At 63.7% G+C, this 13,316-nt stretch carries 13 protein-coding genes; 6 read left to right on the plus strand and 7 right to left on the minus strand.

The genetic code is table 11. The annotated features are described in order from the left end of the window. The first annotated feature begins 3 nt into the window (after positions 1 to 3). The 5 genes from WN982_RS24425 (at position 4) to panE (ending at position 5,223) form a co-directional block, all read left to right on the plus strand. On the plus strand, positions 4 to 1,188 hold the full coding sequence (locus WN982_RS24425) for a thiolase family protein (protein WP_341318226.1): 1,185 nt from the start codon (positions 4 to 6) through the stop codon (positions 1,186 to 1,188). Between the two features lie 211 nt (positions 1,189 to 1,399). Continuing rightward, the gene (locus tag WN982_RS24430) at positions 1,400 to 2,677 is read left to right on the plus strand and encodes a NupC/NupG family nucleoside CNT transporter (RefSeq protein ID WP_341318227.1); all 1,278 of its coding nucleotides are present in this window, start codon (positions 1,400 to 1,402) and stop codon (positions 2,675 to 2,677) included. 15 nt (positions 2,678 to 2,692) lie between these two features. Then, positions 2,693 to 3,082: a cytidine deaminase gene (locus tag WN982_RS24435; protein WP_341318228.1), complete on the plus strand. Its 390-nt coding sequence runs from the start codon at positions 2,693 to 2,695 to the stop codon at positions 3,080 to 3,082. Beyond that, positions 3,079 to 4,086: a nucleoside hydrolase gene (locus WN982_RS24440; protein ID WP_341318229.1), complete on the plus strand. Its 1,008-nt coding sequence runs from the start codon at positions 3,079 to 3,081 to the stop codon at positions 4,084 to 4,086. The genes WN982_RS24435 and WN982_RS24440 overlap by 4 nt, the downstream gene beginning before the upstream one ends. A 201-nt stretch (positions 4,087 to 4,287) precedes the next feature. Beyond that, entirely contained in the window at positions 4,288 to 5,223 is a 936-nt protein-coding gene (gene panE / locus WN982_RS24445; RefSeq protein ID WP_341318230.1) for a 2-dehydropantoate 2-reductase, read from the plus strand. Between the two features lie 56 nt (positions 5,224 to 5,279). Here panE and WN982_RS24450 read toward each other — a convergent pair whose 3' ends face one another. From WN982_RS24450 to WN982_RS24480, 7 genes are read right to left on the minus strand one after another with little or no spacing between them, the layout of a single operon-like run. Continuing rightward, complete coding sequence (locus WN982_RS24450; RefSeq protein WP_341318231.1) at positions 5,280 to 6,326, minus strand: ABC transporter substrate-binding protein; 1,047 nt, start codon at positions 6,324 to 6,326, stop codon at positions 5,280 to 5,282. Between the two features lie 31 nt (positions 6,327 to 6,357). Continuing rightward, entirely contained in the window at positions 6,358 to 7,485 is a 1,128-nt protein-coding gene (locus WN982_RS24455) for an FAD-binding oxidoreductase (RefSeq protein WP_341318232.1), read from the minus strand. Then, a complete protein-coding gene (locus WN982_RS24460) occupies positions 7,478 to 8,920 on the minus strand; it encodes an NAD(P)/FAD-dependent oxidoreductase (protein ID WP_341318233.1) in 1,443 nt (480 codons plus the stop codon). Before WN982_RS24460 ends, WN982_RS24455 begins: the two co-directional genes overlap by 8 nt. After that, complete coding sequence (locus WN982_RS24465) at positions 8,917 to 9,297, minus strand: (2Fe-2S)-binding protein (RefSeq protein ID WP_341319409.1); 381 nt, start codon at positions 9,295 to 9,297, stop codon at positions 8,917 to 8,919. The genes WN982_RS24460 and WN982_RS24465 overlap by 4 nt, the downstream gene beginning before the upstream one ends. Before the next feature lie 23 nt (positions 9,298 to 9,320). Next, positions 9,321 to 10,115 carry an ABC transporter permease gene (locus WN982_RS24470; protein WP_341318234.1) on the minus strand — a complete coding sequence of 265 codons (795 nt, stop codon included), beginning with the start codon at positions 10,113 to 10,115 and terminating at the stop codon, positions 9,321 to 9,323. Positions 10,116 to 10,130: 15 nt separating this feature from the next. After that, positions 10,131 to 11,045, minus strand: a complete 915-nt coding sequence (locus WN982_RS24475; protein WP_341318235.1) for an ABC transporter permease — start codon at positions 11,043 to 11,045, stop codon at positions 10,131 to 10,133. Beyond that, positions 11,038 to 12,129, minus strand: a complete 1,092-nt coding sequence (locus WN982_RS24480; RefSeq protein WP_341318236.1) for an ABC transporter ATP-binding protein — start codon at positions 12,127 to 12,129, stop codon at positions 11,038 to 11,040. The genes WN982_RS24475 and WN982_RS24480 overlap by 8 nt, the downstream gene beginning before the upstream one ends. Before the next feature lie 303 nt (positions 12,130 to 12,432). On the opposite strand from WN982_RS24480, the gene WN982_RS24485 reads away from it, so the two are divergent. Beyond that, on the plus strand, positions 12,433 to 13,311 hold the full coding sequence (locus WN982_RS24485; RefSeq protein WP_341318237.1) for an IclR family transcriptional regulator: 879 nt from the start codon (positions 12,433 to 12,435) through the stop codon (positions 13,309 to 13,311). Positions 13,312 to 13,316: the final 5 nt, after the last annotated feature.

Here is a 13,316-nt window from a genome sequence, read left to right on the forward strand (position 1 = left end):
ACAATGAGTACGAGAGAAGTGGTGATCTGCAATCCGGTGAGAACGCCGATCGGCGCATTCGGCGGATCGCTTAAGGATGTTCCCGCAACCGAACTCGGCGCGATCGCGGTGCGCGAGACGCTGCATCGCAGCGGTCTCGATGCGGCTGCGTTGGCGTCGGTCGTGCTGGGTAACGTGATTCAGGCCGGCAATAAAATGAATCCGGCGCGCCAGGCGTCGATCGGCGGTGGCGTGCCGGTGGCTGTGCCGGCGCTGACGGTCAACCGTGTGTGCGGCTCGGGCGCGCAGGCGATCGCATCGGCCGCGCAAGAAATCTGGCTAGGTTTCGGCGATGCGGCCGTGGCGGGCGGCATGGAAAATATGGACCGCGCGCCGTATCTGCTCGACGGCGGCCGCTGGGGCTACCGGATGGGCAACGCGCAAATCCATGACAGCCTGCTGCGCGACGGTCTGAACGACGCGTTTTCCGGCGAACATTCCGGCTGGCATACCGAAGACCTCGTCACGCAATTCGACATCACGCGCGAAGCACAGGACCGCTGGGCCGCGCGCTCGCAACAGCGCTTTGCCGCGGCGCAGGCGCGCGGCGATTTCGACGCTGAACTGGTCACGGTAGAAACGCAGGGACGCAAAGGTCCTCAGCGTTTTACGAGCGATGAACAACCGCGCCCGGACACGACCGTCGAAACGCTGGCCAAACTGCGTCCCGCATTTCGTCCCGATGGCACGATCACCGCGGGCAATGCACCGGGATTGAACAGCGGCGCGGCGGCGATGCTGGTCGCCGAGCGTGGCTTCGCCGAAGCGCGCGGTATCGAACCGTTCGCGCGGCTGGTGGCATATGGCGTCGCAGCAGTCGAGCCGGGCATGTTCGGCCTCGGTCCTGTGCCGGCCGTGCAGATGGCGCTGGCGCGCGCCGGCTGGCAGTTGCAGGATGTCGAGCGCTTCGAGATCAACGAAGCCTTCGCCGCCGTGCCGATTGCTGTGGCGCACAAACTCGGTATCACGGAAGAGTTGATCAACGTGCAAGGCGGCGCGATCGCGCACGGTCATCCGATCGGCGCAACCGGTGCGGTACTGACTACACGCCTGCTTCATTCGATGCGCCGCGACGGCCTGAAACGGGGCATCGTCACGCTGTGCATCGGCGGCGGGCAGGGGATAGCGCTGGCGTTGGAACTGATCTGAACCTGGCAACGCGCCGTGTCGCGTTGCTTCGTCTTGCGCGGAGTCCGCCAACATATTGGCTCCGCGCAAGCCACGGCTTTGCCGGTCAGATGCCCATTGCATGACTCGCGAGGTTTCATAGGCGAATCGACCTCCGGCTTCTATTAAAAATTATTGTCCAGCAGCAGTTTCGTTTAGCATCGTTGCCACTTTCGCAAGAACACAGAGAGACATGGCCCTGATCGCACGAAACCTGCTCGGCATCGCCGTTCTACTGCTCATCGCATTGATCTTTTCGACCAATCGCCGCGCGATCCGCTTACGGACTGTAATCACGGCACTGCTCACGCAAATTGGTATCGGTGCGTTCATTCTCTTCCTTCCGGTCGGCAAGACGATCCTCGCGGCCGCCGCGTCGGGCGTCAATCACGTGCTCGGATACGGCAATGCGGGCATCGAATTCCTGTTCGGCGGCCTGGTGCAATCGAAAATGTTCCAGGTCTTCGGCGACGGTGGATTCGTGTTTGCCGTACGCGTGTTGCCGGCCATCATCTTCGTGACCGCGCTGATCTCCGTGCTGTACTACATCGGCGTGATGCGCTGGATCGTGATCGTACTCGGCACACTGTTCCAGAAGTTGCTCGGCGTATCGAAGCTCGAATCGTTCTCGGCGGTCACCACGATCTTTCTTGGCCAAAGCGAAATGCCCGCCGTGGTCAAGCCGTTCACGCGCGACATGACCGCTGCTGAATTGTTCGCCGTGATGTCGAGCGGCATGGCGGCCATTGCCGGTTCGGTGCTCGCGGGCTATGCCGGCCTCGGCGTGCGAGTCGACTATCTGCTTGCCGCGTCGTTCATGGCCGTGCCGGGCGGTTTGCTGTTCGCAAAGATCATCCACCCGTCGACCGAACCGAGCCGCGTGCATCTCGACAACCTCCACTTCGACGAGAAGCGTCCCGCCAATGTCATCGAAGCGGCGAGTTCCGGCGCCGCGGTCGGTCTGAAAATCGCGGTTATGGTCGGCGCGATGCTGATCGCATTCGTGGGGCTGATCGCATTGCTGAACGGCGTTGTGAGCGGGGTCGGCGGCTGGTTCGGCCACCCGCAACTGTCGATGCAATCGGTTCTCGGCACCGTCTTCGCGCCACTCGCCTATCTGATCGGCGTGCCATGGAACGAGGCCGCCCTGGCGGGCAATTTTCTCGGCCAGAAGATCATTCTCAATGAGTTCGTCGCTTATGCGTCGCTGTCGCCGTATCTGAAAGACGCCGCGAGCGTGAGCGCAGCCGGCCTGCAGGCGCTCGATCCGCGTACCATTGCAATTCTGTCGTTTGCGTTGTGCGGCTTCGCGAACTTCGCGTCGATCGCGGTGCTGACCGGCGGCTTTAGCGCCGTCGCGCCGGAGCGCCGTTCGGAAGTCGCGCGCTACGGCCTGCGTGTCGTGCTCGCCGCGACGCTCTCGAATCTGATGAGCGCCACGATTGCGGGCATGTTCGTTACGCTCAATTGAACCGAGGACCGCTGCATGAACATGGAACAACTGCTGGAGCGCGCGGGCGTCGCGCGAGAAAAGGCCTACGCGCCGTATTCGAAATTCAAGGTCGGCGCTGCGCTCCTGACCCAGGACGGCCGCGTATTCGATGGCTGCAACGTCGAGAATGCTTCGTATGGACTGTGCAATTGCGCGGAACGTACGGCGTTTTTCAGCGCCATCGCCGCGGGCTATCAGCGCGACCAGTTCGCCGCGCTCGCGGTAATCGGCGATACGGATGGACCCATTGCACCTTGCGGCGCGTGCCGCCAGGTGATCATCGAACTGGGCGGCCCTGAGTTGCCGATCCGCCTCGGCAATCTGCGCGGCGCCACGTGCGACACCACCGCGCGCGAACAACTGCCGGACGCGTTCTATCTATGAGCAAGCACAAGGTTATCTACGACACCGATCCCGGTGTGGACGATGCGATGGCGCTCGTTTTTCAGGCGCTGCATCCGGACATCGAACTGCTCGGTCTCACGAGCGTATTCGGCAACGCCACGATCGAGACCACGACACGCAATGCGCGGTTTCTGACCGCGCGTTTTGCGCCGCACGTGCCGGTCGCACAGGGCGCCGCGGCGCCGCTCAAGCGCGCGGCGCCCGAGCCGCTGGCCTGGATTCACGGCGACAACGGGCTCGGCAACATCGCGCTGGACACGCCTGACCTGGCCGCTGTCGACGCGCGCCCCGCGCACCGTTTCATCATCGACACAGTGCGCGCCCATCCCGGCGAAGTCACGCTGATTGCGGTCGGCCCGCTGACGAACCTCGCCTTGGCGCTCGGCGACGATCCGCAAATCGCTCCGCTCGTCAAGCAGGTGGTCATCATGGGCGGCGCATTCGGCACGGACGGTGTGCTGGGCAACGTGACGCCCGCGGCGGAGGCGAATATTCTCGGCGACCCTGACGCCGCCGACATCGTGTTCGGTGCGCCATGGCCGGTTGCGATCGTAGGGCTCGACGTCACGCAGCGGACCATCATGAGCCACGACTATCTCGCGTCGATCCGCGATCGCGGTGGCGAGGCGGGGCGTTTCGTGTGGGACGTGTCGCGGCACTACGAGGCCTTTCACGAGCAAAGCGCGCAACTCGCGGGTATTTACGTGCACGATTCGTCGGCCGTCGCCTATGTGCTTGCGCCGCATCTTTATACGACGCGCAGCGGTCCCGTGCGCGTGCTGACGGACGGCATTGCGGTGGGCCAGACCATCCAGAAGCCGTCGGCGATGCCGGTGCCCGCACCCGCCTGGGACAGCCGGCCCGAATGCAAGGTCTGTGTGGCCGTGGATGTGCCCGGGATGCTCGCGCTTTACCAAGACACTGTCTGCGGCATGCTCAATGCGCGTTCTGCACAGCCGGCGCCTGGATCGTTCTTTGCGTAAGGCGAGACATCGCACGGGCGCTGGAATTGATCTGAAGTAGTAAGCGATGCAAGAAGCGATGCACGGCCGCGCGCCGGTCATGCATGCGCGCCGGTGCGGATCGGCAAACTTTGCTACATTCTTCACACGCACTGCGTACGCGGCGCGCGAGGCGCGCCCATCGGCGCAGGACGCGTGACCCAATCTATCGAGAGGCGAAAGATGCGAATTCTAGTAGTGGGTGCGGGCGCCGTGGGCGGCTACTTCGGCGGACGGCTTGCCGCAGCCGGCCAGGACGTGACCTTCCTGGTGCGCGCCGGCCGCGCGGAAAGACTCCAGCGTGACGGTCTCGTCATCAACAGCCCGCGCGGCAATCTCACGCTGCGCGAGCCCAAAACGATCCTCGCCGGCGTCAGCGCGGAGCCGTTCGATCTGGTTCTGCTGAGCTGCAAAGCCTTCAGTCTCGACGACGCAATCGATTCATTCGCGCCGCTGGTCGGCGAGTCGACGCTGATTTTGCCGATGCTCAACGGCATGCGCCATATCGACGTGCTGACGGAAAAATTCGGCGCGTCGCGCGTACTGGGCGGTCAATGCGTGATCGCCGCCACGCTCAACCCCGAGCAGCAGGTCGTGCATCTGAACGAGATGCACGCGATCACTTTGGGCGAACTGGAGGGCGGCGTGTCGGCTCGCGTACAGGAGATCGCCGACGCGATGGCCGATGCGAATTTCGATGTGTCGGTCAGCGACAACATCCTGCTGCGCATGTGGGAAAAGTGGGTGTTCCTCGCGACCCTGGCTTCCGGCACGTGCTTGATGCGCGGCTCGGTCGGCGATATTCTGGCGGCGCCGGACGGCAAGCGCATCATCGAAAATCTGCTTGGCGAGTGCCGGGCAGTCGCTGAACAGAACGGCTTCACGATGGACCCGGACTTCGACGGGCGTGCAACCCAGACGCTCTTCACGCCTTCGCCGCTGACGGCCTCGATGCTGCGCGACGTCGAAAACCATTCGCATACCGAGGCGGATCATATTCTCGGCGATCTGATCTCGCGCGGCGGCGATGCGCAAAAGGGCGAGCACGGGTTGTCGCTGTTGCGCATCGCCTATAGTCATCTGAAGACTTATGAGGCGCGCCAGACCCGCACGTCGTAGACAACGCGCGCGCCTTGCAGCAAACAAGGCGCGCGCGTCGTTACCGCAAAAAAGGCTTAGTGCTCGATCTGCCGGTTCCAGCGCGTATCCCACTGCGCGCGGTGCGCATTGATCGTGTCCCAATCCACCACCGTCACCTTGTGCACCAGATCCTCGACGTTGCCGAGGCTTTGCTGCATCGGCGGCGTCATCCTCGCGAGACGGTTGGTCGGAATCTGCTTGCCGGCCTCGGCGGCTTTTGTCTGAGCCGGCGCGGACAGCAGGAACTGCGCGAGTTTTTGCGCCAGCTGCGGGTCCGGGTTGTTGTTCACCACGCACAGATCGACCAGCAGCAACACCGGACCTTCCTTCGGATTCACATACCCGACCGGAATGCCCTTGTCCTGCAAATCGCCGACGGCGGTCGGCGTCAGCGGGAAGAGGCCGGCTTCGCCGGTTTGAACCATTTCGGAAATCTTCGCCGAATTCGGCACGTACTCGACGACGTTCGGGCCGACCGTGCTCGCCCATTTCGTGAAGCCGGGTTCGACGTTCTGCTCGCTGCCGCCCATCAAGCGGTTGATCGCGAGAAAGCCATGCAGGCCGAAGGTGCTGCTCGATGCGGACTGAAACACCACTTTGCCCTTGTATTTCGGATCGGCGAAATCCATCCACGAGGTCGGCGGCGCCCAGCCTTTTTCAGCGAACAGTTTCTTGTTGTACGCAATACCGGTCATGCCGAGTTGCACGCCCGCGCCCATGTCGTCCTTCATGCGCGCGAACGGATAAAGTTCTTTGAGCACCGGCGAATCGTCGAGCTTCTTGCATACGCCCATGCTGACCGCGCGCGCCATCACGCCGTCGTCGAGAAATACCACGTGAATCTGCGGATTGGCCTTATTGGCGAGCAGCTTGGCGAGAATGTCCGACGAAGTGCCCGGCACCACGACCACTTTCACGTTGTTGGCTTTCTCGAAGTCGGGCAGCACCTGGCTTGTGTAAGCCTTTTCCATCGGGCCGCCGTTCATGCCGATGTAAATCGTTTTGGTCTCCGACCACGCCGGCGCGGCCGCGCCGAACGCACACAATGCGGCTAGCGCCGCGATCGTTCTGAACAGTTTCATTGTGGGGCTCCTGAGTTTCACTAAAGAATGACTAAGCGACGGATGAGGTAGAAACAGCGGCAAAGCGGTCGATCGAGAATGCGTCGAGCGGCGTGGCGGTCGAACCATCGATGACAAGGTCGGCAAGTATTTCGCCGACGCCCGGCGCGAGCAGAAAGCCGCCGCCCGAAAAACCGAACGCATGCAACAGACGCGGCACCGTGCGGCTCGCGCCGATGATCGGATTACTGTCGGGCGTATTGCCTTCGACGCCGCTCCACGTGCGGATCAGCAGCGCATCGCGCAGCGCGGGCAGCAGCGCGCACGCGTCGCGCATCACGGCGCGGGTCGTTTCCGTCGACGGCTGACCGTATTCGCCGTCGCCATGTCCGCGTCCGCCGCCGATCACGCAATTGCCGCGCGCCACTTGCCGTGCGTAGATACCGCCGCCATACACGCCCAGGTTGTGCGTGATGAAGAGCGGCAGCGGCTCGGTGACCCACATGTTCGGATAGATCGGTTTCATCGGCACCGTTTCGCCGAAGTAACCCGCCACCGTGTTGGCCCATGCGCCGGCCGAGTTGATCAGCCAATCGGCGCTGATGCGCGCATCGCCGGCGCGCAATTGAAAGCGCGTGCCGTCGTGATGGATGCCCGTCAATTCGGTTTGCTCGCGCACGTCGGCGCCCGCGGCTCGCGCGGCACGCGCAAATGCGGGCGACACGAGACGCGGATTCGCATGGCCATCGCTTGCACATAACGAGCCACCGATCGCTGCTGCGCCCAGCCACGGATAACGTTGGCGGAACGCCGCGCCGCTGATCAACTGCGCTTGCAGTCCGTGATCGCGCGCCATGTCGGCCCACGCTTCGAGCGCGGCAAGATCGGACTCGCTGCGTGCGAGCCGCAAATGTCCCGACACGACAAATTCGCCGTCGATGCCGATCAGTTCCGGCAAGCGATCCCAGACGCGCCGCGCACGCATCGCGAGCGGCATCTGCTCGACCGGACGTCCCTGGCAGCGCACGCCGCCGTAGTTCACGCCGCTCGCTTGCGCGCCGCAATAGCGGCGCTCGAACAGGCCGACGCGCAACCCGCGCCGCGCCAGCGCCAGTGCCGCCGATGCGCCGACCAGACCGCCGCCCGCAATCGCGACGTCGTAATGCAGGGTGTCACTCATCGCGCGCCTCCTCGGGAATCTCGGCGACGTCATCGGCATACAGCGCGGGCGACAGCGGAATCGGTTTGACCGGCGGCTGGCTGCGCAAGCGGCCGACAGCTTCGAGCGGGCGGCCGGTTTCATCGCTCAGAAGCGTCAACGCCGCTTCACCGCACATGCGTCCCTGGCAGCGGCCCATGCCGACGCGCGTGAGCGCTTTGAGCCGGTTGATCTCGTTCGCCTCGCCGGCGCGGATGCAGCGCCGCAACGTGCCCGCATCGACTTCTTCGCAGCGGCACACGATCATGTCGTCCGGCCATTGCGAGGCGCAATCCGCTGGGGGCGCGAACGCGGCTTCGATGCCCGCGCGAAACACGGCGATACGTTGCAGGCCGCGATCGAGCGAAGCTGCATCACGCATGCCAAGGCCGCGCGGATGCGCGATGCCGAGGTCGTCGAGCAAAGCCAGCGCGGTACGGCGGCCGGCGAATTCGGCGGCGTCAGCGCCCGCGATACCCGCGCCGTCGCCGGCGAGATAGATGCCGCGCACGGAACTGCGGCCGGCAGCGTCGAGTTCGGGCAACCAGCAACGGTTCTGTGCGTCGAAGCGGAAGCGGCAACCGGCCAGATCGGCGAGCTGCGTTTCAGGCTTCAGGCCGAAGCTAATGCCGGCCGCGTCGCACGCGATGGTTTCGGTTTTTGCGCTACTACCGCTACCGCCTGTAAAGCGCCATTCGATCGCACTCACGCCTTGCTCGCCGTGAATGCCCACCAACGTCACATCGCGTTCGATCCGCACGCCGCGCATTGTCAGCCAGCCGACGTAATACAGGCCTTTGGCGAACGTCGACGGCAGCCGTGCGAGTTTCGGCGCCGCTGCGATCTGCCGCGACAGCGGGCTCGTGTCGAGCACGGCCACCACCTGTGCGCCCGCTTTCACGTACTGATACGCCACCAGATACAACAGCGGCCCTGTGCCCGCGAGCACGACGCGTCGACCGATCGCACAGCCCTGCGCCTTCAACGCGACCTGCGCCGCGCCGAGCGTGTAGACGCCGGGCAACGTCCAGCCCGGCACCGGCAACACGCGATCGGTCGCGCCGCTCGCGATGATCAGATGCGAGAACGGCACACTGACCTCGCGTCCCGCGTGCAATGTATCCAGGCGGCCCGGTTCGCACGCCCAGGCCAGCGTGTCGGGGCGATAGTCGAGATGCGGCAGCAGCGCGGCCATTGTCGTGTGCAATGCGTCGGCTTTGTGCGCTTCGAAACCGTAGAGGGTTTTCTTCGAACGCTTGAAGTCGCCGTTCAATGGCGGCTGTCGATAGATCTGTCCGCCCCAGCGCGCGTTTTCGTCGAGTACGATCGGCTTCACGCCGGCCGCAACGAGCGTCTCGGCGGCGCGCACGCCTGCCGGTCCCGCGCCGACGATCACCACGCGGCGTTCGTCGCTCATTGCGGGTCTCCGTTTGCGGCAGTAGAGGGAGTGGCAACGGCAGCGGCAACCTCAGCAAGCCGCGTGACAACACGCATACCGGCGCTGACCAGCGTGGAGCAGGCGCGCAAACGCGTGCCGTCTTCGGTACGCATCCAGCAGTCCTGGCACGCGCCGATCAGGCAGAAGCCCGCGCGCGGCGCGCCGCTGAATTCGCTTTCGCGCACGCGCCGTTGATGCATCAACACAGCGGTTAGCACCGTATCGCCTTGCAGCGCGGTGACTTCGTGGCCGTCGATAAAGAAGCTCAGCGGTTCACGCTGCATCTCGGCGAGGCGAACGAATTGCGCATCGCGCCTGGGCGCGGCAGCATCGGAAAACGGCAAGTTCGGCGGCATGAGAGAGAGGGCGGTAGAAGACATCAGTGCTGGCCGATCAGAATCCGGTTGAGCCCGTAGGCGCGATCGAGCAGCAGCATCGCGCCGGCGGTGATGAAGATCACCAGCGCGGACACCGAGGCCATCATCGGATCGATCGATTCGGTCGCGTACATGTACATGCGGACCGGTAGCGTGACGGTTTGCGGCGATGTGACGAAGATCGACATCGTCAGCTCGTCGAAGCTGTTGATGAACGCGAGCAGCCAGCCGCCGGTAATGCCCGGCAGAATCATCGGGAACGTGACGCGGCGAAACGTGGTCCATGCATCGGCGCCGAGCGAGTGCGCCGCATGCTCGACACTGCGGTCCAGACCGCTGACCGAGGCCAGCACCAGCCGCATCACGAACGGCGTGATGATGATCATGTGCGCGAGCACCAGCCAGGCAAATGAACCGGTAGCGCCGATCAGCGCAAAGAAGCGCAGCAGTGCGATGCCGAGTACGAGGCCGGGAATCACCAGCGGCGACAGCAGCAGGCCGTTCAGGAAAGCGCGGCCCGGAAAGCGCGCGCGTCCGATCGCGAGAGCCGCGGGCAATGCGACGAGCAACGACAGCGTCGCCGATGCGAACGCCAGCTTCAAACTGTTGAAGAACGCCGAGATGAAATCGGGGTAATTGAGGATCGCGCGGAACCAGCGCAGCGATACGCCGTGCGTGGGAAGCGTGAGTGTTTCGTCGGGCGTGAAAGCGACCAGCACGACGATCACGAGCGGCGCGAGCACGAACGCAATGACGAGCGTGTGGAAAATCAGCGCAATAGGGCCATTTTTTCTCATGATGATCTCGCGGGGTTATCCCATGCTTCTGGCATATCTGCGTTCCAGAACCCGGTAGTAAGTGAGCATCACGATCAGATTCGCGACCAGCAACAGGAGCGCGATGGTCGCGCCGAGCGGCCAGTTCAGCGAGCCGAGGAATTCGTCGTAGACGGCGGTGGCGGCAACTTTCAGACGTCGTCCGCCGAGCAGGCCGGGGATGGCGAACGCGCTCGCCGACAGGCCGAACACCATCAAACTGCCCGACAGAATGCCCGGCGTGAGTTGCGGCAGCACGATGCGGCGCAAGGTGGTGGCGGGCGAGGCCATCAGCGAAAGCGCGGCGTTTTCGGTTTGCGGATCGAGCTTCTGCAATGCCGTCCACACCGGAATCACCATGAACGGCAGCATCACGTGCACCAGTGCGATGACGATCGCGAAGTTGGTGTACTCGAGCTTGTACGGCCCGAGTCCGACGAGACCGAACGCCTGATTCACGAGGCCGTTGGTATTGAGCAGCATGCTCCAGCCGAACGCGCGCACCACGACCGACACCAGTAGCGGCGCGAGAATCACCAGCAGAAACATCGAGCGATACGGATCGCGCATGCGCGACAGCACGTACGCTTCGGGCGTGCCGATCACGACGCACAACAAGGTGGTCAGGAAGGCGATGCCGAAGGTGCGCGCAAAAATCGTGTGGAAATACGACGACGTCAGCACTTCCGCGTAATTGCCGAACTGGAACGCCGCAAGCGGGCCGCTCGCCGGATCGAAGCGGTAGAAGGTCAGCACCAGCGTCATGACGAGCGGCACCAGCACGAGCGCCGCGAACAGCAGGAAAGCGGGCGCGCACATCAGCCACAACGGCAGAAAAGCTTGCCACGGCGCGCGGCGCGCGTTTCCGGGTTTCGCGCTGCTGTTGTTCGAGGCGGGCAACGTACTAGCCATGATGCGCATCCCGTTGAATGAAGCGGATCGCCTCGCTGTTCCAGTCGACGCCAACCGCCGCGCCTTCCGGCAGCGGATCGATGCCTTCGTTCTGGCAGCACACCAGCACTTCGCCGAGCCGGCTATCCACGCGATACAGCCACTGGCTGCCCAGGAAGAAGCGGCTCGTCACGGTGGCCGGCATGCGTCCCGCGTTCGGCGCGCATAGCCGCAGCTTTTCCGGGCGGATGCACAACATCACCGCGTCGCCGACATCGACGACACGCTCGCGGACCGGCAGTTGTGCGGTGTGGCCGGTCTCGGCGAGGTCGTGTCCCAGGTCGATGCGGATCGCGTCGCCGTCGCGCGCCACCACCGTGCCCGGCAGCATATTGGCCTTGCCGATGAACTGCGAAACGAACTTGTTCTCGGGACGTTCGTAGGCCTCGTACGGCGTGTCGATTTGCGTGATGCGGCCGGCTTCCATCACCACGACGCGATCGCTGATCGACAGCGCTTCCGACTGGTCGTGCGTGACCATGATGGTGGTGGTGCCGATCTTGCGTTGTATGGAGCGCAGTTCGAACTGCATGTCTTCGCGCAGCTTGGCGTCGAGATTCGACATCGGCTCGTCGAGCAGCAGCACCGGCGGGGCGATCACGATCGCGCGGGCAATCGCCACGCGTTGCCGCTGGCCGCCTGACAGTTCGCGCGGAAAGCGATGCGCGAGCGTGTCGAGCCGCACCAGCGCCAGCGCCTCGCGCACGCGCTCCTTGCGCTCGGCCTTGTCGATGTTGCGCATTTCCAGACCGAAGCCGACGTTATCGGCGACGCTCATGTGCGGAAACAGCGCGTAGCTCTGGAACACGATGCCCAAGCCGCGCTTGTTCGGCTTCATGTGCGTGATATCGCGGCCGTCGAGCGTGATCCGACCGCGCGTTGTCTCGACGAAACCCGCGATCATCTGCAACGTGGTGGTCTTGCCGCAGCCGGAGGGCCCAAGCAGCGAAACGAACTCGCCTTTTTCCACCGACAGGTTCACGTCGGCGACTGCCTGCAAATCGCCGAACGATTTCGCTACGTCCGTGAGCGTGAGGAACGACATGATCTGGCCTTTTGATGGTTCGACACCGAGTGAATCGACAACTGTTCCGATTGAGCCGACTCTAGCTAGCCAAATTACATCGCGTCAATTTCAAATTCCGTTTGGCGGTATAAGATTTGAAAAAATTCCGATGAATGGAATCTAATTACCCCGATGAGTGCTATCTGTTCCGCTGCGTGACGTCCGGAAAATCCCTATGAAGAATGCAAGGCACGCAGCAGTAAAGCGGCGTGGCGAATATTCCATTCAAAGATAAAACACTTTATAGTGTTCCGGTCAGTGAAATAAATTGGAAAAACCGACATGAATCCTGCCGCCAAACGAGATGCGGATGCCGAGTTGACTCAAACGGGCGGCGCGCCCGGCCCCGGCATGCTGGAGCGCGCGTTCGCGGTCATCCGCGCGTTGTCCGAAGCGCAGCCCGACGGCGGCCGTGTCACGCGTCTGGCGAAAGCGGTGGGTCTCACGCAAGGCACCGTGCATCGCATCCTTCACGCGTTGATCGCCGAAGGCATCGTCGAACAGGACGAAAGCTCGAAGCTTTATCGGCTAAGCGTCGATTTCTTCGCGCTCGCCGCGCAGGCCGGCAATCCGAGCGGCATGCGCACGCTCTGCCGTCCCGCCTTGCTGCGGCTCTGCGCGAGCCTGGGCGACACGATTTTCCTGTTGGTCAAAAGCAGTTTCGACGCGGTGTGTCTCGACATCTGCGAAGGGCCGTTTCCGATTCGCTCGTTCACCGGCGATATCGGCGGGCGCGTGGCGCTGGGTGTCGGGCAGGGGAGTCTGGCGATTCTTGCGTTCCTGCCGGAAGCGGAGCGTGAAGAGATCATTCGTTTCAACGTGCCGCGTATTCGCGGCTACGGTGTGCTCGACGAAGTGTATTTGCGCACCGAGATCGAACGCGTGCGCCAGCTGGGTTACGCGGGGCGCAATAGCGGCGTGCTCGACGGCATGGCGGGTGTGGCGGTGCCGATTCTGGACCGCACCGGGGTCGCGGTGGCGGCGTTGAGCGTCGGCACGCTCGCGGCGCGTCTGGGCGACGATCGTCTGCCGATGGTGGTCGAATTGCTGCGGCGCCAGGCGGAGGCGATCGGCCCGCAAACCAATCCGTTCGATGTCGCATTGCGCCGGCCGATGCACGGTCTGTCGCGCGCCATGACCACCGAGCGGATCACGGGGTAGGCTCT

Source organism: Paraburkholderia sp. IMGN_8, from assembly GCF_038050405.1.
Classification (GTDB): Bacteria; Pseudomonadota; Gammaproteobacteria; order Burkholderiales; family Burkholderiaceae; genus Paraburkholderia.